The following is a 25,392-nucleotide window of genomic DNA, read 5'->3' on the forward strand; positions in this document are numbered from 1 at the left end:
GGGGCCACAGAAAAAGTCGTGGGCGAGAGACGATTCATGCCCCTCTTTTGTCCAATCTGCCGCTCCGGGTAAAGGGCGATCGACCCGGGCAGACCGCCCTTGCGCCGCCCGCGTCCTCAGGTTCCGTGCCCGGCGATACAAGCCGCGCTATTTGCCTCCGAACCACACCGGCGCGACAGATGCCTTGGGTGCCGCCACCAGCATCAGTTCGACCGGGCCGTTTCCGGTGCGGGCGAAGTGCTTGGGGTCGGTATCGCGCAGGACGATGACGCCGCCCGGCGCAACCGTTTTCAGGCCGGCTTCATCGAATTTGTCGCCAAGGCCGACCTGGAAATCGCCGGACAGGACCACAACGATGGCGACCTTCCCGGCCGGATGCGGATGCGGGGCGATATCGCTGTTGGCCGGCAACGAGACGCGGGCGGAAACGACATCGCCGCCCTGTTGCAGGAACGGCCGAACGATTGATTTACCGGGCGTCGTCTTGCCCGGTAGCGCATTGAGCGCCGCCGCATCGAAGGTGAGCAAATTTTCAGCGCCCGCGACACCCGTCATCGCAAGCAACGCAGCAATCCCGAATGATACGGACACGGCTTTGAGCATTTTCCGCATGTTTCTCTTTCTCCGCATGGAACAGACCAATGACGCTTTTTAAAATGTATTCTACATATATCTTATAGGGCGTATCGATGCCGGACAAGACGCGCATTCCCAGAATTGCCATCCACGCGTTTAGAGACCCTCCAGCCTATTGCTTTTGAGAAAGCCACCGCCCTGTGCCATTCTGCCGGTTCGGATCACACCAAGGCAGTCGGCACAGCCATCTCCAATGCGCGTTATCTATCTTATTCTCGGTCTGGCGTGCGTTGCCCTTGGATTCATCGGCGCATTCCTGCCCGTGCTTCCGACGACACCATTCCTCATCCTCGCCGCAGCCTGCTTTGCGCGTTCATCGCCACGGCTGGAAAACTGGCTGCTCTCGCATCCGCTCTTCGGGCCGATGCTGCGCGCATGGCGCGAACGCGGTGCAATTCCACGCAAGGCGAAGCTCATGGCGCTCGCTGGCATGAGCGTCGGCTTTATCGCGTTCTGGATGGGCAGCCACCCCGGCCCGCTGCTGATGGCGGGCGTCGGGATCATCATGCTTTCAGGCCTCGCGTACGTTTTCAGCAGGCCGTCGGCGTGATTGAGCTCGGGGCTTAAAGCGACCGGGCACGGCCGCCGCTTTCGCCTTTGGATGATAGCATCCATTTTCCGGCCGATTTCCTTTCCACCAACACCAAGGCGAGCGGCCGGGGAGCCGGAATCCGCTTCGCCGGACATTTCAGGATTCCACATTGACTCAATTAGGAGTCCTAATTATTGTCCGGCCATCCTGGAGCATTGGCCGTGAGCAAACAGCCGCCCTTCGATTTCGAAGCCGCCAGCCAGCCGGTCGCAACCCGCGCGGGCGCCGGGCTCGCCAAGATCGGCATTGCCCTCAAACATCACGCATGGCGCGATGGAAGCCCTGAGCGCCTCACGCCGACGCAAGGCCAGACGGTTGTCATCCTCAAAAACGCACGGCGCGGTTTACGTCTTGACGAAATCGCCGCGGCGCTCGGCGTCACCGCCCCGACCGCGAGCGAGGCGGTCAAATCGCTGGTGCAGAAGAAATTCGCGGCGCGACGAAGCTGCAAGGACGATGGCCGGGCCGTATCCGTGACGCTGACGGCGCGTGGCGAAGAACTCGCGGATCGTGTCGCCAACTGGCCGGACTTCCTGCTGCGCGCCCTCGACACGCTCGACGCGGCCGAGCAGACCGCCTTTCTACGCTCGCTGATGAAGATCATCCGCGGGTTGCAGGACGCTGGCGATATTCCCATCCAGCGCATGTGCATCGGTTGCCGCTACTTCAACCCGCATTCGCACGCCGATCCAGTGCGGCCGCATCATTGCGCGTTCGTCGATGCGCCGTTCGGCGACCGGCATTTGCGCCTCGATTGCAATGAATACGAAGCCGCCGCACCGAACGCAGCCCGCTCGAACTGGGGTGCATGGAGCGGCAATGCACCGGCGTCCGGCATCGAAGGAGCGATATGAGCTTTCCGTGAGCTTCCCCGGCAGATCGACCACAAATCATCTGCCGGTTGAAGAAGTGCGACCGCCGACTGGCATCGGCGGCCGCGTATGAAAACCACCCTACCGCAAAGCAAGGAGAGTCTTCATGACCCGAGTAAATCTCGTCGATCCCGCGTCCGCAAGTGGGGCCGCGGCCCCCCTTCTCAAGGACATCACCGGCGCCTTCGGCGTCACGCCCAACATGTTTCGCGCCGTCGCGAACTCCCCCGCCGCTCTCAAGAGCATGTGGGGATCGTTCGGAGCCCTCGGCAGCGGAAAGATCGGGGCCAAGCTGGGCGAGCAGATCGCTGTCGCCATCGCCAACCGTAATGCCTGCCAATATTGCCTGTCGGCTCATACCGTGCTTGGCCAGAAGGCCGGCGCAACAGCGGAGCAGATGGCGAATGCGCAGGCCGGGCGTTCGTCCGATCCCAGGACCGCGGCGGCACTCACCTTCGCTCTCAAGGTGGTCGAACACCGCGCCCATATCAGTGATGAAGACGTTCAGGCGTTGCGCGCGGCCAGCTTCGGCGACGAGGAGATCGTCGAAATCCTCGCCCACGTCGCGCTCAATCTGTTCACTAATTACGTCAACGTCGCCTTCGACGTGCCGCTGGATTTCCCGGCGGTGGCGTTTCGCAAGGTCGCCTGACGCAGCCCACAAACAAAACTGCCGCCATGAATATGGCGGCAGGCTTTGTGCGATCATGGACGGGGCCGCGAGCTAGAGCCCGAGATACGCCTTGCGCACCTGCGGATCGTCGATCAGGTCCTTGGCCGTGCCACTATGGACGATGCGCCCCGTCTCCATGACGTAGCCGCGATCCGCGCCCGACAGAGCCAGATGGATGTCCTGCTCGACAAGCAGCACGGTCACACCGTCATTGCGGATCGAGGCCAGCACGTCCATCAACTGCTCGGCGATCACCGGCGCGAGGCCGAGGCTCATCTCGTCGATCATCAGCAGTTTCGGCGCCGCCATCAGGCCGCGCGCCATCGCGCACATCTGCTGCTCGCCGCCGGACATGCTGCCGGCGAGTTGACGGCGACGCTCCGACAATTTCGGAAACAGCGTGTACATCTTGTCGAGGTCGCGCGTGACACCCGCCTTGTCCTTGCGCTGGAACGCGCCCATCAGGAGGTTGTCCTGCACCGTCATGCGGTCGAACAACTGCCGCCCTTCCGGCACCTGCACGAGGCCGACACCGAATGCCTGGTCCGAGGTCATCGGCACGAGGTTCTTGCCGTCGAGAATGATCTCACCCGTGCAGGCCAGAACGCGCGACAGCGCGCGCAGCAATGTCGTCTTGCCCGCGCCGTTGCTGCCGACCAGCGCCACGATCTCCGCCGGATAGACGTCGAGCGACACATCGTTGAGCACCGGCATGCCGCCATAGCCGCCGCTGACGCCGCGCAAGCTCAACATCGCATCTGTCTTGTTCGCAACCGCCGCCATCGTCATGCGCGCCTCTTGCCGAGATAGGCTTCGACAACAGCCTGATTGGAAAGAACGGTGTCCGGATCGCCGTCGGCGATCTTCTCGCCGTGATGCAGCACCATGAGCCGGTCGGACAGGCTCTTGATCGCCTTGATGACATGCTCGATGACGAGAACGCTGATGCCCTCGTCGCGCACCTTGCGGATGACGTCGATCACCTCGTCGATCTCGACGTGGTTGAGGCCGGCCATCACCTCGTCGCACAACAGCACCTTCGGCTGCATCGCCAGCGCCTTTGCCAGCTCCAGCCGCTTGCGGCCCGGCCCGCCCAACTCATCGGCGCGCTGATCGACGAATGCGCCGAGACCGACGAAATCAAGCTGCGCGCGCGCCATCTCGCGCGCCCGCGACAATTGCGATTCACCACCGCCATGGCCGAACAGCGCCCCGACCGCCACGTTGTCGAGTACCGACAGGCCGGGAAACGGCCGCATGATCTGGAAGGTGCGGCCGATGCCGATCCGCGCGCGCTGGTACGTCTGCAACGCGTTGATCGACTTGCCTTCGAACAGGATGTCGCCGGAGGTCGGCGCGACCGTGCCGCTGATCAGACTGATCAGCGTCGTCTTGCCCGCGCCGTTCGGGCCGATGATCCCGAGGATCTCCTTCGGCTGCAACGAGAAGCTGACGTTGTTGACGGCGATCAGGCCGGCAAAGCGCCGCGTGACGTTCTGAACATCGAGAATAGCGCTCACAGCCGGGTCGCCTTGATGTTTTCGGAGAAATAGCGCCAGCCCGTCTTGCGGAACTGACGGATGATGTCTGCGAGACCACGCGGCATCAGCACCACCGCCGCGACCACCACGACGCCGAAGAACAGGCCCGCGATGCTGGTGACTTCGCTGGACAGGACTTCGGAGATGGCGGACAGCGACAACGCGCCGACGATCGGGCCGAGAACGGTGCCGGGACCGCCGAACACCGCCATGATGATCATCTTGACGTTGAGGCTGATGTCGAACGCGCTTTCCGGATCGATGAAGGTCACCCAGTAGGCGTGGATGCCGCCCGCGAGCGCGCTGAACACGCCCGACAGCGCGAATGCCATCACCTTGTAGAGCGTCGTGTTGACGCCCATCACCGCGGCGCCCTCCTCGTTCTCGCGGATCGCGATCAGGCCGAAACCGAACTTGCTGCGCGACAGCCACCAGATCGTCAGCGTGGCCGCGACAAGCAACGCAAGCGCGGATTCATAGAACAGCATGTCGTTGTTCAACGGCGGCAACACGAGGCCGATGTTCTGGCCCGCCAGCTTCACGTTGGAGACGATGGCGGCCATCACCTGCGCCAGCGCCAGCGTCGCGATCGCGAAATAATGGCCCCTCAACCGCAGCACCGGAAGGCCAAGCAGAATAGCGAACGCGACAGACAGCAACACGCCGAAGGCGAGGCCGACGCCGAATGGCAGATCCCACTGAACCATGGCGATGCCGACGCCGTAGCTTCCCAGACCGTAGAACGCCGAATTGCCGAAGGAAGCATAACCGGTGTAACCGCCGATGATGTTCCAGCCCTGCGCCAGCACGGCCAGCAGCAGCGCGTTGATGCCGAACTGCACCAGCACGTCGGAGCCGAACCACGGCACCGCGATCAGAACAGCCAGCGCGATCAGGATGAGGATGATGCGAAGCGCTTTCATGCTGTTTTTCCAAGCAGGCCGCTGGGGCGCACGATCAGCACCAGCACCAGCACGCCGAAGCTCGCCACGTCGGCGAAGGTCGCGCCGATGTAGAGCACCGCGAGCGATTCGATGATGCCGAGGAACAGGCCGCCGACGATCACGCCGAGCGGATTGTCGAGACCGCCGATGATGGCGATCGCGAACGATTTGGCCGTCAGCGTCGCGCCGATATAGGGATTGATCTGCGACACCGTGCCGTACAGACCGCCCGCCGCACCGGCGAGGCCGATGCCGATGCCGAAGGTCATCGCATAAAGATGGCGGGGCTCGACACCATAGAGGCGCGCGGCGACGAGATTCTGCGCCGTTGCGCGAATGGCGCGGCCAAGCCGGGTATGAAGAAGAAACAGCCACATCGCGAGCGTCAGGACGATCGCTATGCCGAAAGCGAGAAGCCGCGCCAGCGGCAGCACGACGGTGCCGACCTGGATGCTGTCACCCGCGTAGGACGGATTGATGGTGCGGAAGTCGGCGGAGAATGCGAGCTGCGCAAGATAGGTCAGCACGACTTCCAGCCCGAAGGTGATGAGCAGCGTGTTGAACATCGGCGCCTTGACGACGAGGTTCAAAAGCCCCCGTTGCATGACATAGCCGACCATGAACATCGCCACCGCCGTAATCGGCAGTCCGAGGAAGGGATCGATGCCAAGATACGTATAGAGGTGCCACGACAAATAGGCGCCGAGCATGATGAATGCTCCGTGCGCCAGATTGACGATGTTGAGCACACCCCAGACCAATGCAAGGCCCAAGGCCATAACGGCGTACAGCCCTCCGAGCAGTACGCCGTTGACCAGAATTTGTATCAGCAGATGCAAGGTACCCCTCCCCTTCAGCTTGGAACAGCGACGCTAAGCCAAGGGCTTAGCGCGCATTCCAGGCCGGCATCGGGTACTTCGCCGGGTTGATCGCGCCCTTGGTGCCATGGATCGCGACGAGCTTGTCGCCCTGCACCTGGATCACGGTCTGCGGCAGATCGATCTGGCCGTTCTCCGCGAACGCGATCGGGCCGTAGATGCTCTCGAACTTCACCTTGGCGAGCGCATCGCGAACCTTGGCGGGATCGGTCGAACCGGCATCCTCGATCGCCTGAGCCAGCGCCTCGACATCGGCGGCGCCGGAAGCGGCGTGATAGTCCGGCTCATAGTTGAACTTGGCCTTGTATTCGGCCTCGAACTTCGACGCGTCGCCGAACCAGCGGTCCTTCAGATCGGCCGAAGGCAGCCAGGCCGTCATGCCGAAAGCATAGTCGGCATCCTTGCCGAGCGCCTTGCGGAAATCCTCGCTCGGCACGCCGACGGTGAACGAATACATCTTCGGCGCAACCGTCAGGCTCTTGGCCTGGCGGACGAAGTTGAGAATCTCGGTCTCGTGACCCGCGACCAGCACCGCATCGACGTTCTTGCTGCGGATCTGCGACAGCAGCGAGTTGAAGTCGGTCGCGTTGGTGCTGTAGCGCTCGTCCATCACGATATCGAAGCCCGCCGCCTTCAGCTTCGGCCGGGTGCCGTCACCCACCGACACGTCGAAGGAGTCGTCGGCGTACAACAGCGCCACCGACTTCGGCGCAGGCTTCAGACCCTTCATCATCTCGATGGTGGAGCCGAAATAGTTGCTGGCGGGCGCCAGCGTGCCGAAGATGTACTTGAACTTGCGGGCGAAGATCTGGTCCGAAGCGCCGCCGCCCTGCACCATCGGAATCTTGTACTTTTCCGACACGGCGGAGTCTGCCAGCGCGAAGTTGCTGGCGAACGGCCCGAGCAGGAAATCAACCTTGTCCTGCGAAACGAGCTGGGTGTACTGCCGCACGCTCAAATTCACATCGGACTGGTTGTCATAAATCTTGAGGACGACCTTGCGCTTCTCGTTGCCGACCTTCACGCCGCCGGCTGCATTGATCTTCTCGATCGCAAGCTCATAGGCATCGCGATAGTAGCGGCCCGTGTTGGCGACCGGACCGGTCAACTGCACAGACGCACCGAAAACAATATCCTTTGCAACCGCCGGATTGGCGGCAAGCGCCAGCACGGCAGCAGAAGCCGCCGCAATCAAGGTCTTTTTGGAGATCAATCCGTTCGACATGGCCATCACCCGCTCTCTCACGAAAATGCGATATCGTTTGATAAGGCTGCGACAGAAAAACGCAACCGTCGAGGCTTGCCACTATCGTTTAAAGGTGCCGTGGATTTGCTGCGGCACGGAATCGCTCGTGCGGAAAGCCGCACAATCCTTCATCGCAGAGCGATAGAAATAAAAAAAGGCCGGGACTTAGTCCCGGCCAGGTCATCCTCGGGGGAGAGGCTTGAATTACTCAGCGGCGAGCGGAACTTCGCCGAGCGCGCCGGACGAACGGATATCGCCGATCTGGTTTTCGGAGAACTTCAGAACATCACGCAGGATTTCGTCGGTGTGTTCACCCAGCAGCGGCGAGCGGACAACATCCGCCGGGCTGTCGGACAGCTTGATCGGATTGCCGACCGAGATGTACTTGCCACGCACCGGATGATCGACCTCGACGAGAGTGCCGGTCGCATACAGCGACTTGTCCTCGGAAATTTCCTTCATCGACAGGATCGGGCCGCACGGAATATCGACCTTGTTGAGGATGTCCATGCACTCGAACTTGGTCTTGGTCATGGTCCACTGTTCGATGCGGCCGAAGATCTCGTTCAGGCGCGGCAGACGGGCGGCCGGCTTGGCGTAGTTCGGATCGGTCTTCCAGGTGGGCTCGCCGATCACGTCGCAGATCTTCTCCCAGACCGGGGCCTGAGTGATGAAGTAGAGGTAAGCGTTCGGGTCGGTTTCCCAGCCCTTGCACTTCAGGATGCGGCCGGGCTGGCCGCCACCGGAATCGTTACCAGCGCGCGGGGTGGCTTCGCCGAACGGAATGCCTTCGCCGAACTGGCTGTATTCCTTGAGCGGACCGTGAGCGAGGCGCTGCTGGTCACGCAGCTTGACGCGGCAAAGGTTGAGCACGCTGTCCTGCATCGCGACGGTGACGCGCTGGCCCTTGCCCGAGTGGGTACGATGGAACAGAGCGGTGACAATGCCGAGCGCGAGATGCAAGCCGGTGCCGCTGTCGCCGATCTGGGCGCCGGTCACGAGCGGAAGGCCATCGCGGAAGCCCGTGGTCGAAGCCGAACCGCCGGTGCACTGCGCGACGTTTTCGTAAACCTTGCAATCCTCGAACGGGCCGGGACCGAAGCCCTTGATCGAAGCGACGATCAGCTTCGGATTGATCTTCTGGATGTTCTCCCAGGAGAAGCCCATGCGATCGAGCACGCCGGGCGCGAAGTTCTCGACCATCACGTCGCAGCTCTTCATGAGAGCCGTCAGGACGTCCTTGCCCTTCGGGTTCTTGGCATCGAGGGTGATGGAACGCTTGTTGTGGTTCAGCATCGTGAAGTACAGGCTGTCCGCGTTCGGAACATCCTGAAGCTGACCGCGGGTAATGTCGCCGGTGCCGGGACGCTCAACCTTGATAACGTCCGCGCCGAACCACGCGAGAAGCTGAGTGCAAGTCGGTCCTGATTGAACGTGGGTAAAATCGAGAACACGAACTCCGTTGAGCGCCTTCGTCATAGCCTTCCTCCAGTTGATTCTTTTATTGGCTCTCCCCGGCGTTCCTTTCCGAAGAAAGGAGCGCCGGGGTTGTTACTCATTTCTTCTTCACAACCACGCTCTGCGGGTTGAGGCTGCCGATGTTGCCGCTCTCGGTACCCGCCGCCGGATCGATCACCGCGTTGATGAGGGTCGGCTTGCCGGAGTCCATCGCGGCGGAAACAGCGCGCTTGAGTTCATCCGGCGTCGTGACGTGAACGCCGACACCGCCGAACGCTTCCATCATCTTGTCGTAGCGGGCGTCCTTCACGAACACCATCGGCGCGACATCCGCCCCGCCCGTCGGATTGACGTCGGTGCCGCGATAGATGCCGTTGTTGTTGAAGATCACGACGCAGACCGGCAGGTTGTAACGGCAGATCGTCTCCACCTCCATGCCGGAGAAACCGAAGGCGCTGTCGCCCTCGACAGCCAGAACCGGCTTGCCGGTCTCGACCGCGGCCGCCACGGCGAAGCCCATGCCGATGCCCATGACACCCCAGGTACCGACATCGAGACGCTTGCGCGGCTGATACATGTCGATGATGCCGCGCGCGAGGTCGAGCGTGTTGGCGCCTTCGTTGACCAGGATCGCATCCGGCCGCGCCTTGATGATATCGCGCAACGCGCCGAGCGCGCTGTGGTAGTTCATCGGCGAAGCGTTGTTCATCAGCTTCGGAGCCATCTTGGCGATGTTGGCTTCCTTCTTGGCGTTGACGGCGCCGGTCCAGTCGGACGGTGCTTTTGCCCACTTGCTGTCCATACCGCCGAGCAGCGCGGACACGCAGGAGCCGATGTCGCCGACGAGCGGCGCAACGATCTCGACGTTCGAGTCCATTTCCTTCGGCTCGATGTCGATCTGGATGAACTTCTTCGGCTCGGAGCCCCAGCTCTTGCCCTTGCCGTGCGACAGCAGCCAGTTGAGCCGCGCGCCGATCAGCATGACGACGTCTGAGTCCTTGAGCACGGTCGAGCGCGCAGCGCCCGCCGACTGCGGATGCGTATCCGGCAGAATGCCCTTCGCCATCGACATCGGCAGGAACGGAATGCCGGTCTTCTCGATCAGCTCACGGATCTTGTCGTCAACCTGGGCGTAGGAAGCACCCTTGCCCAGAATAATAAGAGGACGCTTGGCGCTCTTGAGAACATCGAGCGCGCGCTTGACGGCGGACGGCGCGGGAATCTGCTCCGGCGCGGCGTCGATCACCTTGACGAGCGACTTGTTGCCCTCTTCCGCGGTCATGACCTGCGAGAAGAACTTCGCCGGCAGGTCGAGATAGACGCCGCCGGGACGGCCAGAGCATGCGGCGCGGATCGCGCGGGCGATGCCGATGCCGACATCCTGCGCGTGAAGCACGCGGAAGGCCGCCTTGCAGAGCGGCTTGGCGATCGCGAGCTGATCCATTTCCTCGTAGTCGCCCTGCTGCAAATCGACGATCTCGCGCTCGGACGAGCCGGAGATCAGGATCATCGGGAAGCAGTTGGTGGTGGCGTTGGCCAGCGCGGTCAGACCGTTGAGGAAGCCGGGAGCCGAAACGGTGAGGCAGATGCCGGGCTTCTTGGTCAGATATCCGGCGATCGCGGCGGCGTTGCCGGCGTTCTGCTCGTGGCGGAACGAGATGACACGGATGCCTTCGCCCTGCGCCATGCGGCAGAGGTCCGAAATCGGAATCCCCGGCACTGCATAAATCGTGTTGATATCGTTCAGCTTGAGCGCGTCGATGACGAGATGGAAACCATCCGTCAATTCCTGCTCCGCCGCGTTGGCATCAATGTTTGCTACTGCTGCTACTGACATCAGTACCCTCCCAGGGTTTATTCCGCTTCACGCGGTTTTTGATCGAGGTGACTAGCTCGCGAGGACCGAGCCGTTTGCGTGTTGATGGATCGTCGTACGTAAAATCATGGCTCAAAGATGAGGTTTTACATCCGCTGTAGACCTATCCAGCCCGTGAACGTGTGGTCGGCTGCCATGGACCGCAACCAATCGTCACTGCCGAAGCGGTGAAGATATTGGCCGAGGCAGGCGGACTCCACTGATCGCCACAACCAGATTGCATCCGACAGACCGCATATGAAATGCGCCATCGTTGCTGGGAAAATTCATTGGCATACTAAATACCAACTGTCAACGAGGAAGCGCCACCGCACCCTTCCCTCGCGACAGGCCAAATGTCGCGCGGCAAACACGCCTTCCGACACTCTAAGACATGCAGGCCATTCCGTGATGCGGAATCCGCCAAAGCCGTGTCACCAAGCCTCAGAAAGGATCGGAAAAATTTCTTCTTTAATTATAGCGTGTAACGCAGACGTCCTTGTCCAAATCTTGAGTTCGCATCTGCGAAAAGGGCGAACAACCAGGCAGTTTTGAACACGACCCTCTTGCCTATTGGCATATCATATACCAAAATCACCCCACGCACTTCGACTAAAGAAGGTGCTTTGGGAGGAATGTTATGACGGTATCGGCAGGAAATGACGCCACCCGTGTCAGTGACGGCTATCGCTGGACTCAGCTAGCGATCGGCGTCGGCTGCATGGTGATGATCGCAAATCTTCAATACGGATGGACGTTCTTCGTCCCCGACATCCAAAAGCAGTTCGGCTGGGATCGCGCATCGATCCAGTGGGCTTTCACCCTTTTCGTCCTTTTCGAAACCTGGCTCGTGCCGGTTGAAGGCTGGATCGTCGATAAATACGGCCCGCGCCTCGTCATCATGATGGGCGGCGCCTTCTGCGCCATCGGCTGGGTTATCAATGCTTACGCAACATCGCTGACCGGCTTCTACGTCGGACAGATCATCGCTGGCGTTGGCGCCGGCGCCGTGTACGGCACCTGCGTCGGTAACGCGCTGAAGTGGTTTCCGGACAAGCGCGGCCTTTGCGCGGGCATCACCGCTGCGGGCTTCGGTGCAGGCTCCGCATTCACCGTTGCTCCGATCCAGGCCATGATCAGGGATTCCGGCTTCCAGGCCGCCTTCTTCAACTTCGGCATCGGCCAGGGCGTGATCTGCATGATCCTGGCGATCTTCATCATCGCGCCGAAACCCGGCCAGACGCCGCAGCCTGTGGTGAACACCAACATCCAGCAGACCCGCCGCGACTATGGTCCGAGCGAAGTCGCCAAGACCGGCGTGTTCTGGCTGATGTATTTCATGTTCGTCATCGTCGGCGCAGGCGGCCTGCTCGTCACCGCCAACCTGAAGCCCATCGCGGCCGACTGGAATATCGCCAACTCTCCGGTCACGATCGCGGGTCTTACGATGACTGCGGTGACCTTCGCCGCGACCATCGACCGTGTCCTGAACGGCCTCACCCGTCCCTTCTTCGGCTGGATCTCCGACAAGATCGGCCGCGAGAGCACCATGTTCATCGCATTCGGTCTGGAAGGCATCGGCATCGCGGCGCTCTATTTGTGGGGCCACGATCCGCTGTGGTTCGTGATCCTCACCGGCTCGGTGTTCTTTGCCTGGGGCGAGATCTACAGCCTGTTCCCGGCGGCTTGCACCGACACGTTCGGCTCGAAGTTCGCGACCACCAACGCAGGCATGCTTTACACCGCGAAAGGCTTTGCCGCGCTTCTGGTCCCGTTCGGCAATTACATGCAGCAGTCCACGGGTAGCTGGGACGGTGTCTTCCTGCTTGCTGCGGGTGCGAACATCCTTGCGGCCCTGCTCGCTGTCTTCGTGTTGAAGCCCTGGCGGAAGTCTGTTGTTATGAACAGCCAGCTTCCAAACGCCGCAGGTCAGTTAGCCGCTTAAAACCCTATCAAAATCGAGCCCGCCGGGATTCCGGCGGGCTTCCGCCTTTGACAAATCCAACATCAAGCATGTCTAATATCTGGTATGCCACGCCTGATATTTGGAATGCCAAAGGGGCAAAAGCATTTGAAAACAGCTACGCCACCCGGCAAAAGCGGCGGCGACAGGATTACAGGCCGATTGCTCTGACATGGCCGTAGCGGCCATCGGATCAAGCTCGGAAACCAATCTGAACGGACGGCAACGTCCCGTTCGATACAAGAAGCAACGCCGGTAGCCACCGGCAGACGCGACGATCAACGTTGAAAACATCGGAGTTCACTTATGGCAATCGACAAAGCATCCGTCCGCAAGGTTCTTGACAAGGTCAAGGCCGACGGCCGCAACAGCTTGACTGCGCCGGAAGGCAAACTGGTTTGTGACGCCTATGGAATCGCCGTCCCCGGCGAAGGCCTGGCGAAGTCCGCTGACGAAGCGACCAAGCTCGCCAGCAAGATGGGCTATCCGGTCGTGATGAAGATCGTCTCCCCCGACATTCTGCACAAGACTGAAGCCGGCGGTGTCGTGGTCGGCGTCAAGGACGACGGAGCGGCGAAGGCTGCCTACGACCAGATTCTGGCGAACGCGAAGAAGTACAAGGCCGACGCCAAGATCGAGGGCATCCAGGTTCAGCAGATGCTGCAAGGCGGCACCGAAGTCATCGTCGGTTCGATCACCGACGATTCATTCGGCAAGCTCGTTGCCTTCGGCCTCGGCGGCGTGCTCGTCGAAGTGCTCAAGGACATCACCTTCCGCATGGCGCCCGCGACCAAGGAAGATGCACTGTCGATGCTCGATGGCATCCAGGCCAAGGAAATGCTGCACGGCGTTCGCGGCGGCGATGCGGTGAACCGCGACGCGCTCGCCAACATCATCGTCGGCGTTTCGCAGCTCGTGACCGACTTCCCTGAAATCGTCGAACTCGACCTCAACCCGGTGTTCGCCACCAAGAAGGATGCGATCGCGGCCGACGTCCGCATCGTCGTCGACTTCAACTACAAGCCGAAGGCTGCTCCGCGTCCGGATTCGGAAATCGTCACGGCGATGAACCGCATCATGATGCCGAAGTCGGTCGCGGTCATCGGCGCTTCCGCCGAAGACGGCAAGATCGGCAACTCCGTGATGAAGAACCTCATCAACGGCGGCTACAAGGGTAACATCTACCCCGTCCATCCGAAGGCCGCCGACATCCTCGGCCACAAGGCCTACAAGAGCGTCAAGGACATCCCCGGCGACGTCGACGTCGCGGTGTTCGCGATTCCGGCGAAGTTCGTCGCCGGCGCGCTGACCGAGTGCGGCGAGAAGAAGATTCCCGGCGCCGTTCTCATTCCGTCGGGCTTCGCCGAAGCCAACGAGCCTGAGCTTCAGGAAGAGATCGTCAAGATCGGCAAGAAGTACGACATCCGCCTGATGGGGCCGAACATCTACGGCTTCTACTACACCCCGGCCAACCTCTGCGCGACCTTCTGTACCGCGTTCGACGTCAAGGGTTCGGCGGCGCTGTCGTCGCAGTCCGGCGGCATCGGCATGGCGATCATCGGCTTCTCGCGTTCGGCCAAGATGGGCGTGTCCGCGATCGTCGGTCTCGGCAACAAGTCGGACATCGACGAGGACGATCTGCTCGCCTTCTTCGAGCAGGACAAGAACACCAACGTCATCGCGATGCACTGCGAAGACCTCAAGGACGGCCGCGCCTTCGCGAACGCCGCTCGCCGCGTCTCCAAGAAGAAGCCGGTGATCGTGCTCAAGGGTGGCCGCACGTCAGCGGGCGCCAAGGCAGCCGCGTCGCACACCGGTGCGCTCGCCGGTAACGACAAGATCTACGAGGATGTCTTCAAGCAGTCCGGCGTGATCCGTGCCCGCTCACTGCGCCAGCTTCTCGAGTTCGCCCGCGGCGTTCCGCTGCTGCCGACCCCGAAGGGCGAGAACGTCCTCATCATCACCGGTGCGGGCGGTTCGGGCGTGCTGCTGTCGGACGCGGTGGTCGATAACGGCCTGTCGCTGATGACCATGCCTGCCGACCTCGATGCAGCGTTCCGCAAGTTCATCCCGCCGTTCGGCGCTTCCGGCAACCCGGTGGACATCACCGGCGGCGAGCCGCCGATCACCTACGTCAACACCGTGAAGCTCGGCCTCACCGACGATCGCATTCATTCTCTGATCCTCGGCTACTGGCACACAATCGTGACGCCCCCGATGGTGTTTGCGAAGAACATGGTGCAAATCAAGAACGAGATGAAGGCCCAGGGCTTCGAGAAGCCTATGGTTGCTTCCCTCGCTGGCGACGTAGAGGTTGAGGAAGCATCCGAATACCTTTATCAGAACGGCATTCCGGCCTACGCGTATTCGACGGAGCTTCCGGTGGAAGTGCTCGGTGCGAAGTACAAGTGGGCGCGCGGCGCCGGCCTCATCAAGTAAGGGTCCTACAGAATGAATATTCACGAGTATCAAGCGAAAGCCGTGCTGAAGGAGTTCGGGGTGCCCGTTTCCAGGGGCATTCCGATCCTGAAGGCTTCCGATGCCGAAGCAGCCGCCAAGGAACTTGGCGGCCCGGTGTGGGTGGTGAAGAGCCAGATCCACGCTGGCGGCCGCGGCAAGGGCAAGTTCAAGGAAGCCTCTGCCGGTGACAAAGGCGGCGTCCGTCTTGCGAAGTCGGTCGACGAGGTGAAAACCTTCGTCCAGCAGATGCTGGGCGCCACCCTGGTGACGGTGCAGACCGGCCCCGTGGGCAAGCAGGTCAATCGCCTCTATCTCGAGGAAGGCGCGGACATCGACAAGGAATTCTACCTGTCGGCGCTCGTTGACCGCGAGACCTCCCGTATCGCCTTCGTGGTTTCCACCGAAGGCGGCATGGACATCGAAAAGGTCGCCCACGATACCCCCGAGAAGATCGTGACCTTCTCGGTCGATCCGGCGACCGGCATCATGCCCCACCACGGACGCAAGATCGCGCAGGCGCTGAAGCTGAAGGGCGACCAGGCCAAGCAGGCCGAGAGCCTCGTCAGCAAGCTCTACGCTGCGTTCGTCGCCAAGGACATGTCGATGCTGGAGATCAATCCGCTGATCCTCTCCAAGCAGGGCGAGCTGCGCTGCCTCGACGCCAAGGTGTCGTTCGACTCCAACGCCATCTACCGTCATCCCGACGTGCTGGCGCTGCGTGACGAGACCGAGGAAGACGCCAAGGAAATCGAGGCGTCGAAGTACGACCTCGCCTACATCGCGCTCGATGGCACCATCGGCTGCATGGTGAACGGCGCGGGTCTTGCGATGGCAACCCTCGACATCATCAAGCTGTACGGCGAAAGCCCGGCCAACTTCCTGGACGTCGGTGGCGGCGCTTCCGAGGAGAAGGTCACGGCTGCGTTCAAGATCATCACCGCCGATCCGAACGTGAAGGGCATCCTCGTCAACATCTTCGGCGGCATCATGAAGTGCGACGTCATCGCCGCCGGCGTTGTCGCCGCGGTGAAGGCCGTCGGCCTGAAGGTGCCGCTGGTTGTCCGCCTCGAAGGCACCAACGTCGAGGAAGGCAAGAAGATCATCCGCGAGAGCGGCCTCAACGTTCTGCCAGCCGACGATCTGGACGACGCTGCTCAGAAGATCGTCAAGGCCGTGAAGGGAAAGTAAGCCAATGTCAGTCATGATCGACAAGAACACGAAGGTCATTTGCCAGGGCTTCACCGGCAAGAACGGCACCTTCCACTCCGAAGCGGCCATCGCCTACGGCACCAAAATGGTCGGCGGTACCTCGCCGGGCAAAGGCGGCCAGACCCACCTCGGCCTGCCGGTGTTCGACAGCGTCGCCGAGGCCCGCGCCAAGACCGGCGCGGACGCCTCCGTCGTCTACGTGCCACCGCCGGGCGCCGCGGATGCGATCTGCGAGGCCATCGACGCGGAGATTCCGCTGATCGTCTGCATCACCGAGGGCATTCCGGTGCTCGACATGGTGCGGGTGAAGCGCGCCCTCTCCGGCTCGAAGTCGCGCCTCCTCGGGCCGAACTGCCCCGGCGTCGTGACCGCGGGTGAGTGCAAGATCGGCATCATGCCGACCAACATCTTCAAGCCGGGCAATGTCGGCATCGTGTCCCGTTCGGGCACGCTGACCTACGAAGCCGTGTTCCAGACCACTCAGGTCGGGTTCGGCCAGACCACGGCGGTCGGTATCGGCGGCGACCCGGTCAAGGGCACCGAGTTCATCGACGTGCTGGAGATGTTCCTTGCCGACGACAAGACGGAATCGATCATCATGATCGGTGAAATCGGCGGTTCCGCCGAGGAAGACGCTGCCCAGTTCCTCAAGGACGAGGCCAAGCGCGGCCGCAAGAAGCCGATGGTCGGCTTCATCGCCGGCCGTACCGCCCCTCCGGGACGCCGCATGGGCCATGCAGGCGCCATCGTGGCGGGCGGCAAGGGCGACGCTGAATCCAAGATCGCAGCTATGGAATCGGCCGGGATCGCGGTCTCGGCCTCCCCGGCCCGGCTCGGAAGCACGCTGGTTGACCTCCTGAAAGGGAATAAGCCAGCAAAAAGAACTGCTTAAAAAAGACTAACCAAGGCCCCTTCTGGGGCCTTGGTTTTATAGGCCAAGACCCTCTAGAATAGGAATCGGACCCTAAGCACACCACTGAACAGCCAGTTACTGGCATACGGCGGGATATATGCCAGATCATACCGGGATAGAGCGCGTGAAACCTATCGCCCAGCGGGCACACTTGAAACCAGCCCCTGAACTCGTCGTCGGCCGGTTCGCTCCCGAACAGACTTTCAAGACCCGCGCCTACGAAGCCTTGAAGCAAGCTATCCTCGATATGGATATCTACGCCTCCTCCGAGCCCGCGTGGATCGACGAACGGCAGCTCTCGGAACAGCTTGGTGTCAGCCGCACGCCTGTGCGCGAAGCCATCGTGATGCTCGAGCATGAAGGTCTCGTCAAATCGGTCCCGCGCAAGGGCGTGATGGTCTTGAAGAAGACCAAGCGCGAAGTCGTCGATATGATCCAGGCATGGGCCGCGCTGGAAAGCATGGCCGCCCGCCTCGCCACTTTGCACGCCAGCGACGAAGCCATTGCCGGCCTGCGCCGCCTGTTCCGTGGATTCGACGACGGCCACAAGCCTTCCGATCATCTCAGCGAATACTCCTCGGCCAACATCCTGTTTCACCAGACCATCGTGAAACTGTCCGGCTCGCAGGTGCTGGTCGACATGACCGAGCAGATTCTGCTGCATGTGCGCGGCCTGCGCCAGATCACCATCGGCCGCGACGATCGCGCCTCGCGTTCGATCGTGGATCATCTGGGCATCATCGACGCGATCGAGAAGCGCGACACCGAGCGCGCCGTGGTCCTGTCCCGCGACCATACACTCGGCCTCGCCGACTACGTGGCCGCCCACAGCGACGGCATTTTCGAATAAGCCCGTCCCTCCTCTGAATCGAAAAAAGCCGCCTCCGATCGCAGGCGGCTTTTTTTAATTCCGGATCATCCGAAAATACTCTGCCCTTGTCATTGCGAGGAGCGTTAGCGACGAAGCAATCCAGTTCTTTGTTGCGACCGATATCGGTCTGGATTGCTTCGCTTCGCTCGCAATGACGATGAAGGCAGCGTCTTTTTAGTTCTCGTACACGTTATGCAACGTGCCGATGCCCTCGATAGTCACGTCCATGGTGTTGGTCGGCTCCTTCATGGTGCCGACGCCGATGGAGGTGCCGCAACAGATCAGGTCGCCGGGGTTCAGCGTCATATCGTGCGACAGCAGGCTGACGAGCTTGTGCGGCGGGAAGATCATGTCGGAGAGCTTGTAGTTCTGCCGCTCCGCGCCGTTCAGGACGAGGCGAACCGATTCCTTGGTGGGGTCGATGCCGGTCGCGACCACAGGGCCGAACGGGCCGAACCCGTCGAAGCTCTTGGCGCGCACCCACTGGGCGAAGCTTTCATCCTTCGAGATGATTTCCGCCGCCGTGATGTCGTTGACGCAGGTGTAGCCGAAGATCGCCTTCGCGGCCTCGTCTTCCGAGGCATTGGTGCAGGTCTTGCCGATGACGATACCGAGTTCGCCCTCGTACACGACCTTGCCGGAATAGGACTTCGGCCGCTTGATGGTGGTGTTCGGCGAGGAGATGCTGGAATTCGCCTTCATCAGATAAAGCGGCTCCGGCGGAATCGACTGCTTCAGCTTGGCGGCGAGTTCGCGGAAGTTATTCCACAGCGCGATCACCTTGGTGGGCTCGGACGGCGGTAGCACTTCGACGCTCGCGAGCTTGAGCGTCTGTCCGGTGGCCTTGGGCGAGGCGAACATGTCGCCGCTGTGCTCGGCGATGGTATCCCCGCTCAGCGTGCCGAAGCCCGCCTTGCCGTTCACGCGATATCGAATCCACTGTGTCATCGTTTCCTCTACTCTTACGCTTTATGGCGATCGCGACCGGTCAGACGGTCACGACGCGCAGATTGTTGGTCGAGCCAGACTTGCCGAACGGCACGCCCGCGACAACGACGATGCAGTCGCCGTCCTTCGCAAGCCCGCTGTCCTTGGCATGGTGGACCGCATGGCTCACCATTTCGTCATACGATGAGATATCGTCCGAACGCATGCTCGTCGAGCCCCACAGCCAGGACAACTGGCGGGCGGTGGATTCATTCGGCGTCACGCTCAGGATCGGCGTCGGAGAGCGCTGACGCGCGATCCGATAGGCGGTGGCGCCGCTCGAGGTGAAAGCCACGATGCAGGCTGCGCCGATGGAATCGGCGACTTCCGCGGCTGCGGCCGCGATCGCGTGCTGCGGCAGCGGCTCAACCTGCGGGTGCAAAGCCTCGACGATATTGCGATAGGCCTTGTGCTGCTCGGTGCGGCGGATGATGCGATCCATCGTCTGGACCGCCTGAACCGGAAACTGCCCGGAAGCGGACTCCGCCGACAGCATCACCGCGTCGGAGCCGTCATAGATCGCGGTCGCGACGTCGGAGGATTCCGCGCGCGTGGGCGTCGGCGTGTGGATCATCGACTCCAGCATCTGGGTCGCGATGATGACCGGCTTGCCCGCGAGGCGGCACAGCCGCACCAGATCCTTCTGCGCGCCCGGCACGTCCTCCGGCGGGATTTCCACGCCGAGGTCGCCGCGCGCCACCATGATGGAATCCGACAGCGCCACGATATCCTCGATCACCGACATTGCCGCCGGCTTCTCGATTTTCGACATCACCCCTGCACGGCCGCCGACCAGCGTGTGCGCCTCGATCAGATCGGAGGCACGCTGCACGAACGAGAACGCGACCCAGTCCACGCCAAGCTCAAGACCGAAGGCGAGATCGGCGCGATCCTTGTCGGTAATCGGCGACAGCGCCAGGATCGTATCCGGCAGATTGACGCCCTTGCGATCGCTGACGATGCCGCCGGAAATCACCTTGGCCTCGATATAGCCATCGCCTACCCCGGTCGCCGACAGGCGCACCTTGCCGTCGTCGATCAGAAGCTGATTGCCCGGCACGATGGCGTCGAACACTTCCTTGTGCGGCAGCGGCAACTCATTGCCCTTCGCGGCCGCGTTACAGACGAAACGCACGGTGCTGCCATTGGTCAGTTCGCGCTTGCCGCCTTCCAGCGGCCCAAGGCGGATTTTCGGGCCCTGCAAATCCTGCAAGATCGCGATCGGGGTACCGACATCGCGCTCGACCGCGCGGATCGCTTCATAGCGCGCGCGATGATCGTCATGGCTGCCGTGGCTGAAATTGAGCCGGAACATATCGACGCCCGCATCATAGAGTTTGCGGATCATCTCGGGCGAGGAACTCGCCGGGCCTAGCGTCGCAACAATCTTCGCGCGCCGATTACGGCTCATCATCAAATCCTTCCGTGAGCAACCAGGACAATCATGGTTTCAGATAATCCGATTCAGGCTGCAAATAAATATATCCTGCACGACACGTGCGCGAAAACGGACGATCGCAGGGAGAGGCACCGTATGCCGGGTGAGTATCCGGCATACGGAATATCAAATCAGGCCGTGACCGCTTCGGGGGTGCGGACTTCTTCCGGGAAAGTCGGATAGACGCCGTTGGAGCGGCCCATCTGCTGCACCAGCGCCAATACCGTATCGATGTACGGCGTCTTCACGTTGGCCAGATGCCCCATCTCCTGCACCGAGGTCAGCAGCGCGTCGATTTCCAGCGGCCGCTTCTTGTCGAGATCTTGCAGCATCGAGGTGCGGTGCGCGCCGACACCGGCGGCACCATTGATGCGGCGCTCCACATCGACGCGGAAATGCGCGCCGAAGTGCTGGCCGATCTGCTGGGCTTCGAGCATCATGGCCTTCGCCACCGCGCGCGTGCCGGGATCGGTCGCGACGATGTCGAGCGTGGCATGTGTGAGCGCGGACAGCGGATTGAAGCACAGGTTGCCCCACAGCTTGATCCAGATGTCGTCGCGGATGTCGTCATACAGGCGCGGCTTCAGCCCGCCCGCGGTGAGCGCATCGGCGAATTCGGTCAGGCGCGCGCTCGGCTGGCGGTTCGGCTCGCCAAGACCGAACTGGTCGCCATAGATGTGCTTGATGACGCCCGGCTCGGTGATCTCGGTCGCCGGATAGACGGTCGCACCGATCACGCGCTGCGGGCCGATCGCATTCCACTGGCGGTTGCCGGGATCGACACTCTTGAGCCGCAAATCGGCGAACTTTTCGTCGAGGCCGTAGAAATACCACCACGGCACGCCGTTCTGCGCGGTGACGACCACCGTGTTCGGGCCGAGCAGCGGCTTAAGCTGATCGACGGATTCCCACGCCTGATGCGCTTTCAGCGCGATGATGACGTAATCCTGAGGGCCCAATTCCCGAGGATCGTTGGTCGCCGGCATGGCCGCCGACAATTCCTTGTCCTTGAACACGACCTTCAGGCCATTGGCCTTGATGGCGGCAAGGTGGGGTCCGCGCGCGACGAGAGAGACATCGACGCCGCCACGTTTCATCATCACGGCCATATAGCCGCCGATCGCGCCAGCACCGAAAATACAAACTTTCATGGACCCCTCCTGAATTATTGTTCTGCGGACATCCGGGGTCGAGCCCCGGATGTCCGATGTTGGATTACTTCTTGCCGGCGACCGGATGGTTGGCCATCAGCTCCAGCGCCTTCACCATGCCAGAGTGATCCCACGCCTTGCCGCCATTGGCGGCACAGGTGTTGAACAGCTCCTGCGCGGTCGCGGTGTTCGGCAGCGCCACGCCGAGCGCCTTGGCGCCTTGCAGCGCGAGGTTGAGATCCTTCTGGTGCAGTTCGATGCGGAAGCCCGGATCGAAGGTGCGGTTGATCATGCGCTCACCGTGCACTTCGAGGATGCGCGACGATGCAAAGCCGCCCATCAGCGCCTTGCGCACCTTGGCCGGATCGGCGCCCGCCTTCGATGCGAAGATCAGAGCCTCGGCAACCGCCTCGATGTTCAGCGCGACGATGATCTGGTTCGCGACCTTGGTGGTCTGGCCGTCGCCGTTGCCGCCGACATGGGTGATGTTCTTGCCCATGAGTTCGAAGTACGGCTTCACGGTCGCGAAGTCTTCGTCATGGCCGCCGACCATGATGGTGAGCGAGGCGGCCTTGGCGCCGACTTCACCGCCGGAGACCGGCGCATCGAGATAACGCGCACCGAGCTTCTCGACCTTCTCGGCGAACTTCTTGGTCTCGATCGGCGAGATCGAGCTCATGTCGACCACGATCTTCCCTTTGCCGAGGTTTCCGGCAATGCCATTCTCTCCGAACAGCACGGATTCGACGTGCGGCGTATCCGGCACCATGATGATGATGATGTCGGCGTTCTTCGCCACTTCGGCCGCGCTCTTGGCGGCTTTGCCCTTCTTGGCAAGATCGGCAGGCACGCCTTCGATGGTGTAGAGGTGAACCTCGTGACCGGCGGCAATCAGATGGCCCGCCATCGGCGCGCCCATCGTGCCCAATCCGATAAAGCCCAGTTTCTTAGACATCAGAAAACTCCCTAAGTCTCTATGAGGATGGCAACAGCTTTTGTTATTTCGGCAACCAGCCGAGACCTGCGACCGTGTCGGTCTTAGGCTTGTACTCGGCACCGATCCAGCCCTTGTAGCCGATCTTGTCGATGAACTCGTACAGGAAGGGATAGTTGATCTCGCCCGTGCCCGGCTCGTTGCGGTTCGGATTGTCGGCAAGCTGGATGTGCGCGATCTTGGCCAGATTGGCCTCGATCGTGCGGGCCAGATCGCCCTCCATGATCTGCATGTGATAAATATCGTACTGGTCGTACAGGTTGTCCGAACCAACCTCGGCGATGATGTCGATCGCCTGCCTGGTGTGGGTCAGGAAGAAGCCCGGAATGTCGCGGGTGTTGATCGGCTCGATCAGGAGCTTGATACCTTCGTTCTTCAGCGCGGAAGCCGCGAACTTCAGGTTCGACACCAGCGTATCGTGATGCTTCTTCTTGTCCGCGCCCTGCGGCATCACGCCGACGAGGCAGTTAAGCTGGCCGCACTTCAGCGCCTTGGCGTAGGTGATCGCCTTGGTCACACCCGCCTTGAACTCGTCAACGCGGTCCGGGAAGATCGCGATGCCGCGCTCGCCCTTGCCCCAATCGCCCGCGGGCAGATTGTGAAGAACTTGCGTCAGACCGTGCGTCGAAAGCTGCTTGGCGAGCTCCTCGGCCGGGAAATCGTAGGGAAACAGATATTCAACGCCCTTGAAGCCGGCCTTCGTCGCGGCGGCGAAGCGCTCCATGAACGGGACTTCGTTGAACAACATCGTGAGATTGGCTGCAAAGCGCGGCAAAGCGCCCTCCTTCATTTCCGGTTTGTGACAGATAGCGGGATCGCCGCTACAGCCTAGACGGGCTGTAGCTTGCGAGGATTACCCTGACCTGCCGGCACTTCGTCAAGCGGAAGGTCGAGGACCTCCTCGAACTCGACGACGTTGTCGATCTCGGTGCCCATGGAGATGTTGGTCACGCGCTCGAGAATAAACTCGACCACCACCGGCACGCTGAACTCCTTCATCCACTTGCGGGCCTGCGCGAACGCGGCCTGCGCATCCTTCGGATCGGTGACGCGGATAGCCTTGCAGCCGAGGCCTTCCGCGACCTTGATGTGATCGACGCCGTATTCGCCGATCTCGGGCGTGTTGATGTTATCGAACGAGAGCTGCACCTGATAATCCATGTCGAAGCCGCGCTGCGACTGGCGGATCAGGCCGAGATAGGAATTGTTCACGAGGACATGGATGTAGGGCAGCTTGAACTGCGCGCCCACCGCAAGCTCCTCGATCAGGAACTGGAAGTCGTAGTCGCCCGACAGCGCCACGATCTCGCGATCGGGATCAGCCGCGCGCACGCCCAGAGCGGCGGGCAGCGTCCAGCCGAGCGGGCCGGCCTGACCGGCGTTGATCCAGTGGTTCGGCTTGTAGACGCCGAGGAACTGACCGCCCGCGATCTGCGACAGGCCGATGACGCTGACGTAGCAGGTGTCGCGACCGAACGCCTTGCTCATCTCCTCATAGACGCGCTGCGGCTTGATCGGCACGTTGTCGTAGTGGCTCTTGCGCAGCATGGTGCGCTTGCGATCCTGACACGCGGCCGGCCACGCCTGGCGCTCCTTGAGCTTACCGGTCTTCTTCCATTCCTTCGCAACGGCAACGAACAGTTCCAGCGCCGCCTTGGCGTCGGACACAATGCCGAAATCGGGATTGAACACGCGCCCGATCTGCGTCGGCTCGATATCGACGTGAACGAACTTGCGGCCCTTGGTGTAGGTCTCGACCGAGCCGGTGTGGCGGTTGGCCCAGCGGTTGCCGATACCGAGCACGAAATCGGACTCCAGCATGGTCTTGTTGCCGTAGCGGTGGCTGGTCTGAAGACCGACCATGCCAGCCATCAGCACGTGATCGTCGGGAATCGACCCCCACCCCATCAGGGTCGGGATCACCGGCACGTTCAGCGTCTCGGCGAACTGCACCAGAAGATCGGAAGCACCCGCGCCGATGACGCCGCCACCGGCGACGATCAGCGGCTTCTCGGCGGTGTTGAGCATCTCAAGCGCCTTCTCGATCTGCTTGCGGGTCGCCGACGGCTTGTAGACCGGCAACGGCTCGTAGGTGTCGATGTCGAACTCGATCTCGGCCACCTGCACGTCGAACGGCAGGTCGATCAGCACCGGACCCGGGCGGCCCGAACGCATGATGTGGAAGGCCTGCTGGAACACGCGCGGCACCAGAGCCGGTTCGCGCACCGTCACCGCCCATTTGGTGACCGGCTTGGCGATCGATTCGATATCGACGGCCTGGAAGTCTTCCTTGTAGAGGCGCGCGCGCGGCGCCTGCCCGGTGACGCAGAGGATCGGAATCGAATCCGCGCTGGCGGAATACAGGCCGGTAATCATGTCGGTGCCAGCGGGGCCGGAGGTACCGAGGCAGATGCCGATATTGCCGGGCCTGGTGCGGGTGTAGCCCTCGGCCATGTGAGAGGCGCCTTCGACGTGGCGCGCCAGCACATGCTTGATGCCGCCGCTCTTTTTCATCGCCGAGTACAGCGGGTTGATAGCCGCTCCCGGAACACCGAACGCCTGAACGATGCCTTCCTTCTCCAGAACGGCAACAGCGGCGTCTACTGCTCTCATACGGGCCATAGCGGCATCTCCCTGAATATTTCTTCAATCTGGCATACAGAATGCCAAATGGCTTCCGTCGTCAACTCATTTCAGAATATTTTTCCAGT

General features: G+C 61.7%; 22 protein-coding genes. 8 read left to right on the plus strand and 14 right to left on the minus strand.

What is annotated here, in order from left to right; translation table 11 throughout:
* Positions 1 to 147: 147 nt before the first annotated feature.
* Positions 148 to 612 carry a cupin domain-containing protein gene (locus AFIC_RS10130; RefSeq protein ID WP_275246110.1) on the minus strand — a complete coding sequence of 155 codons (465 nt, stop codon included), beginning with the start codon at positions 610 to 612 and terminating at the stop codon, positions 148 to 150.
* 217 nt (positions 613 to 829) lie between these two features.
* Between AFIC_RS10130 and AFIC_RS10135 the strand changes: the two genes are divergently transcribed.
* The 3 genes from AFIC_RS10135 (at position 830) to AFIC_RS10145 (ending at position 2,752) form a co-directional block, all read left to right on the plus strand.
* Entirely contained in the window at positions 830 to 1,186 is a 357-nt protein-coding gene (locus tag AFIC_RS10135; protein ID WP_275246111.1) for a YbaN family protein, read from the plus strand.
* Between the two features lie 203 nt (positions 1,187 to 1,389).
* Positions 1,390 to 2,082 (plus strand): MarR family winged helix-turn-helix transcriptional regulator, encoded by a 693-nt coding sequence (locus AFIC_RS10140; RefSeq protein ID WP_275246112.1) that lies wholly within the window; start codon positions 1,390 to 1,392, stop codon positions 2,080 to 2,082.
* Between the two features lie 124 nt (positions 2,083 to 2,206).
* The gene (locus tag AFIC_RS10145) at positions 2,207 to 2,752 is read left to right on the plus strand and encodes a carboxymuconolactone decarboxylase family protein (RefSeq protein ID WP_275246113.1); all 546 of its coding nucleotides are present in this window, start codon (positions 2,207 to 2,209) and stop codon (positions 2,750 to 2,752) included.
* Between the two features lie 72 nt (positions 2,753 to 2,824).
* On the opposite strand, the gene AFIC_RS10150 is transcribed toward AFIC_RS10145, so the two are convergent.
* The 7 genes from AFIC_RS10150 to oxc form a co-directional block, all read right to left on the minus strand.
* The gene (locus tag AFIC_RS10150) at positions 2,825 to 3,562 is read right to left on the minus strand and encodes an ABC transporter ATP-binding protein (RefSeq protein ID WP_275246114.1); all 738 of its coding nucleotides are present in this window, start codon (positions 3,560 to 3,562) and stop codon (positions 2,825 to 2,827) included.
* Positions 3,559 to 4,293: an ABC transporter ATP-binding protein gene (locus AFIC_RS10155; protein WP_275246115.1), complete on the minus strand. Its 735-nt coding sequence runs from the start codon at positions 4,291 to 4,293 to the stop codon at positions 3,559 to 3,561. The genes AFIC_RS10150 and AFIC_RS10155 overlap by 4 nt, the downstream gene beginning before the upstream one ends.
* Complete coding sequence (locus tag AFIC_RS10160; RefSeq protein WP_275246116.1) at positions 4,290 to 5,237, minus strand: branched-chain amino acid ABC transporter permease; 948 nt, start codon at positions 5,235 to 5,237, stop codon at positions 4,290 to 4,292. Before AFIC_RS10160 ends, AFIC_RS10155 begins: the two co-directional genes overlap by 4 nt.
* Positions 5,234 to 6,097 (minus strand): branched-chain amino acid ABC transporter permease, encoded by an 864-nt coding sequence (locus tag AFIC_RS10165; RefSeq protein WP_275246117.1) that lies wholly within the window; start codon positions 6,095 to 6,097, stop codon positions 5,234 to 5,236. Before AFIC_RS10165 ends, AFIC_RS10160 begins: the two co-directional genes overlap by 4 nt.
* Before the next feature lie 46 nt (positions 6,098 to 6,143).
* Entirely contained in the window at positions 6,144 to 7,361 is a 1,218-nt protein-coding gene (locus AFIC_RS10170; RefSeq protein ID WP_275246118.1) for an amino acid ABC transporter substrate-binding protein, read from the minus strand.
* A gap of 225 nt (positions 7,362 to 7,586) precedes the next feature.
* On the minus strand, positions 7,587 to 8,861 hold the full coding sequence (gene frc, locus AFIC_RS10175; protein ID WP_275246119.1) for a formyl-CoA transferase: 1,275 nt from the start codon (positions 8,859 to 8,861) through the stop codon (positions 7,587 to 7,589).
* Between the two features lie 76 nt (positions 8,862 to 8,937).
* Positions 8,938 to 10,677, minus strand: a complete 1,740-nt coding sequence (gene oxc / locus AFIC_RS10180; RefSeq protein ID WP_275246120.1) for an oxalyl-CoA decarboxylase — start codon at positions 10,675 to 10,677, stop codon at positions 8,938 to 8,940.
* Between the two features lie 658 nt (positions 10,678 to 11,335).
* Between oxc and oxlT the strand changes: the two genes are divergently transcribed.
* From oxlT to AFIC_RS10205, 5 genes are all read left to right on the plus strand, one after another.
* The gene (oxlT, locus tag AFIC_RS10185; protein ID WP_275246121.1) at positions 11,336 to 12,640 is read left to right on the plus strand and encodes an oxalate/formate MFS antiporter; all 1,305 of its coding nucleotides are present in this window, start codon (positions 11,336 to 11,338) and stop codon (positions 12,638 to 12,640) included.
* A gap of 324 nt (positions 12,641 to 12,964) precedes the next feature.
* Complete coding sequence (locus AFIC_RS10190) at positions 12,965 to 15,097, plus strand: acetate--CoA ligase family protein (protein ID WP_275246122.1); 2,133 nt, start codon at positions 12,965 to 12,967, stop codon at positions 15,095 to 15,097.
* Positions 15,098 to 15,109: 12 nt separating this feature from the next.
* On the plus strand, positions 15,110 to 16,306 hold the full coding sequence (gene sucC, locus AFIC_RS10195) for an ADP-forming succinate--CoA ligase subunit beta (RefSeq protein ID WP_275246123.1): 1,197 nt from the start codon (positions 15,110 to 15,112) through the stop codon (positions 16,304 to 16,306).
* Positions 16,307 to 16,310: 4 nt separating this feature from the next.
* A complete protein-coding gene (gene sucD / locus AFIC_RS10200; RefSeq protein ID WP_275246124.1) occupies positions 16,311 to 17,219 on the plus strand; it encodes a succinate--CoA ligase subunit alpha in 909 nt (302 codons plus the stop codon).
* Between the two features lie 118 nt (positions 17,220 to 17,337).
* Positions 17,338 to 18,090 (plus strand): GntR family transcriptional regulator, encoded by a 753-nt coding sequence (locus AFIC_RS10205; protein ID WP_275246125.1) that lies wholly within the window; start codon positions 17,338 to 17,340, stop codon positions 18,088 to 18,090.
* Positions 18,091 to 18,285: 195 nt separating this feature from the next.
* Here the strand turns inward: AFIC_RS10205 and AFIC_RS10210 are convergent, their stop codons facing one another.
* The 6 genes from AFIC_RS10210 to gcl form a co-directional block, all read right to left on the minus strand.
* Entirely contained in the window at positions 18,286 to 19,059 is a 774-nt protein-coding gene (locus tag AFIC_RS10210; RefSeq protein ID WP_275246126.1) for a fumarylacetoacetate hydrolase family protein, read from the minus strand.
* A gap of 40 nt (positions 19,060 to 19,099) precedes the next feature.
* Positions 19,100 to 20,509 (minus strand): pyruvate kinase, encoded by a 1,410-nt coding sequence (gene pyk, locus AFIC_RS10215; RefSeq protein WP_275248696.1) that lies wholly within the window; start codon positions 20,507 to 20,509, stop codon positions 19,100 to 19,102.
* A gap of 158 nt (positions 20,510 to 20,667) precedes the next feature.
* Positions 20,668 to 21,687, minus strand: coding sequence for a 2-dehydropantoate 2-reductase (locus AFIC_RS10220; protein WP_275246127.1), 1,020 nt, complete (start codon positions 21,685 to 21,687; stop codon positions 20,668 to 20,670).
* A 64-nt stretch (positions 21,688 to 21,751) separates the two neighbouring features.
* Entirely contained in the window at positions 21,752 to 22,642 is an 891-nt protein-coding gene (gene glxR / locus AFIC_RS10225; protein WP_420833325.1) for a 2-hydroxy-3-oxopropionate reductase, read from the minus strand.
* 43 nt (positions 22,643 to 22,685) lie between these two features.
* Entirely contained in the window at positions 22,686 to 23,456 is a 771-nt protein-coding gene (gene hyi, locus AFIC_RS10230; protein WP_275246129.1) for a hydroxypyruvate isomerase, read from the minus strand.
* Between the two features lie 53 nt (positions 23,457 to 23,509).
* A complete protein-coding gene (gcl, locus tag AFIC_RS10235) occupies positions 23,510 to 25,303 on the minus strand; it encodes a glyoxylate carboligase (RefSeq protein WP_275246130.1) in 1,794 nt (597 codons plus the stop codon).
* Between the last annotated feature and the right edge of the window lie 89 nt (positions 25,304 to 25,392).

Origin of the sequence: [Pseudomonas] carboxydohydrogena, assembly GCF_029030725.1 — a bacterium.
In the GTDB taxonomy this organism is placed as follows: Bacteria; Pseudomonadota; Alphaproteobacteria; order Rhizobiales; family Xanthobacteraceae; genus Afipia; species Afipia carboxydohydrogena.

Coding starts and splice junctions, on each gene's coding strand:
- AFIC_RS10130 (WP_275246110.1), bottom strand. CDS start 612: ATGCGGAAAATGCTCAAAGCCGTGTCCGTATCATTCGGGATTGCTGCG.
- AFIC_RS10135 (WP_275246111.1), top strand. CDS start 830: ATGCGCGTTATCTATCTTATTCTCGGTCTGGCGTGCGTTGCCCTTGGA.
- AFIC_RS10145 (WP_275246113.1), top strand. CDS start 2,207: ATGACCCGAGTAAATCTCGTCGATCCCGCGTCCGCAAGTGGGGCCGCG.
- AFIC_RS10150 (WP_275246114.1), bottom strand. CDS start 3,562: ATGACGATGGCGGCGGTTGCGAACAAGACAGATGCGATGTTGAGCTTG.
- AFIC_RS10160 (WP_275246116.1), bottom strand. CDS start 5,237: ATGAAAGCGCTTCGCATCATCCTCATCCTGATCGCGCTGGCTGTTCTG.
- AFIC_RS10170 (WP_275246118.1), bottom strand. CDS start 7,361: ATGTCGAACGGATTGATCTCCAAAAAGACCTTGATTGCGGCGGCTTCT.
- frc (WP_275246119.1), bottom strand. CDS start 8,861: ATGACGAAGGCGCTCAACGGAGTTCGTGTTCTCGATTTTACCCACGTT.
- oxc (WP_275246120.1), bottom strand. CDS start 10,677: ATGTCAGTAGCAGCAGTAGCAAACATTGATGCCAACGCGGCGGAGCAG.
- oxlT (WP_275246121.1), top strand. CDS start 11,336: ATGACGGTATCGGCAGGAAATGACGCCACCCGTGTCAGTGACGGCTAT.
- AFIC_RS10190 (WP_275246122.1), top strand. CDS start 12,965: ATGGCAATCGACAAAGCATCCGTCCGCAAGGTTCTTGACAAGGTCAAG.
- sucC (WP_275246123.1), top strand. CDS start 15,110: ATGAATATTCACGAGTATCAAGCGAAAGCCGTGCTGAAGGAGTTCGGG.
- sucD (WP_275246124.1), top strand. CDS start 16,311: ATGTCAGTCATGATCGACAAGAACACGAAGGTCATTTGCCAGGGCTTC.
- AFIC_RS10205 (WP_275246125.1), top strand. CDS start 17,338: ATGCCAGATCATACCGGGATAGAGCGCGTGAAACCTATCGCCCAGCGG.
- AFIC_RS10210 (WP_275246126.1), bottom strand. CDS start 19,059: ATGACACAGTGGATTCGATATCGCGTGAACGGCAAGGCGGGCTTCGGC.
- pyk (WP_275248696.1), bottom strand. CDS start 20,509: ATGAGCCGTAATCGGCGCGCGAAGATTGTTGCGACGCTAGGCCCGGCG.
- AFIC_RS10220 (WP_275246127.1), bottom strand. CDS start 21,687: ATGAAAGTTTGTATTTTCGGTGCTGGCGCGATCGGCGGCTATATGGCC.
- glxR (WP_420833325.1), bottom strand. CDS start 22,642: ATGTCTAAGAAACTGGGCTTTATCGGATTGGGCACGATGGGCGCGCCG.
- gcl (WP_275246130.1), bottom strand. CDS start 25,303: ATGGCCCGTATGAGAGCAGTAGACGCCGCTGTTGCCGTTCTGGAGAAG.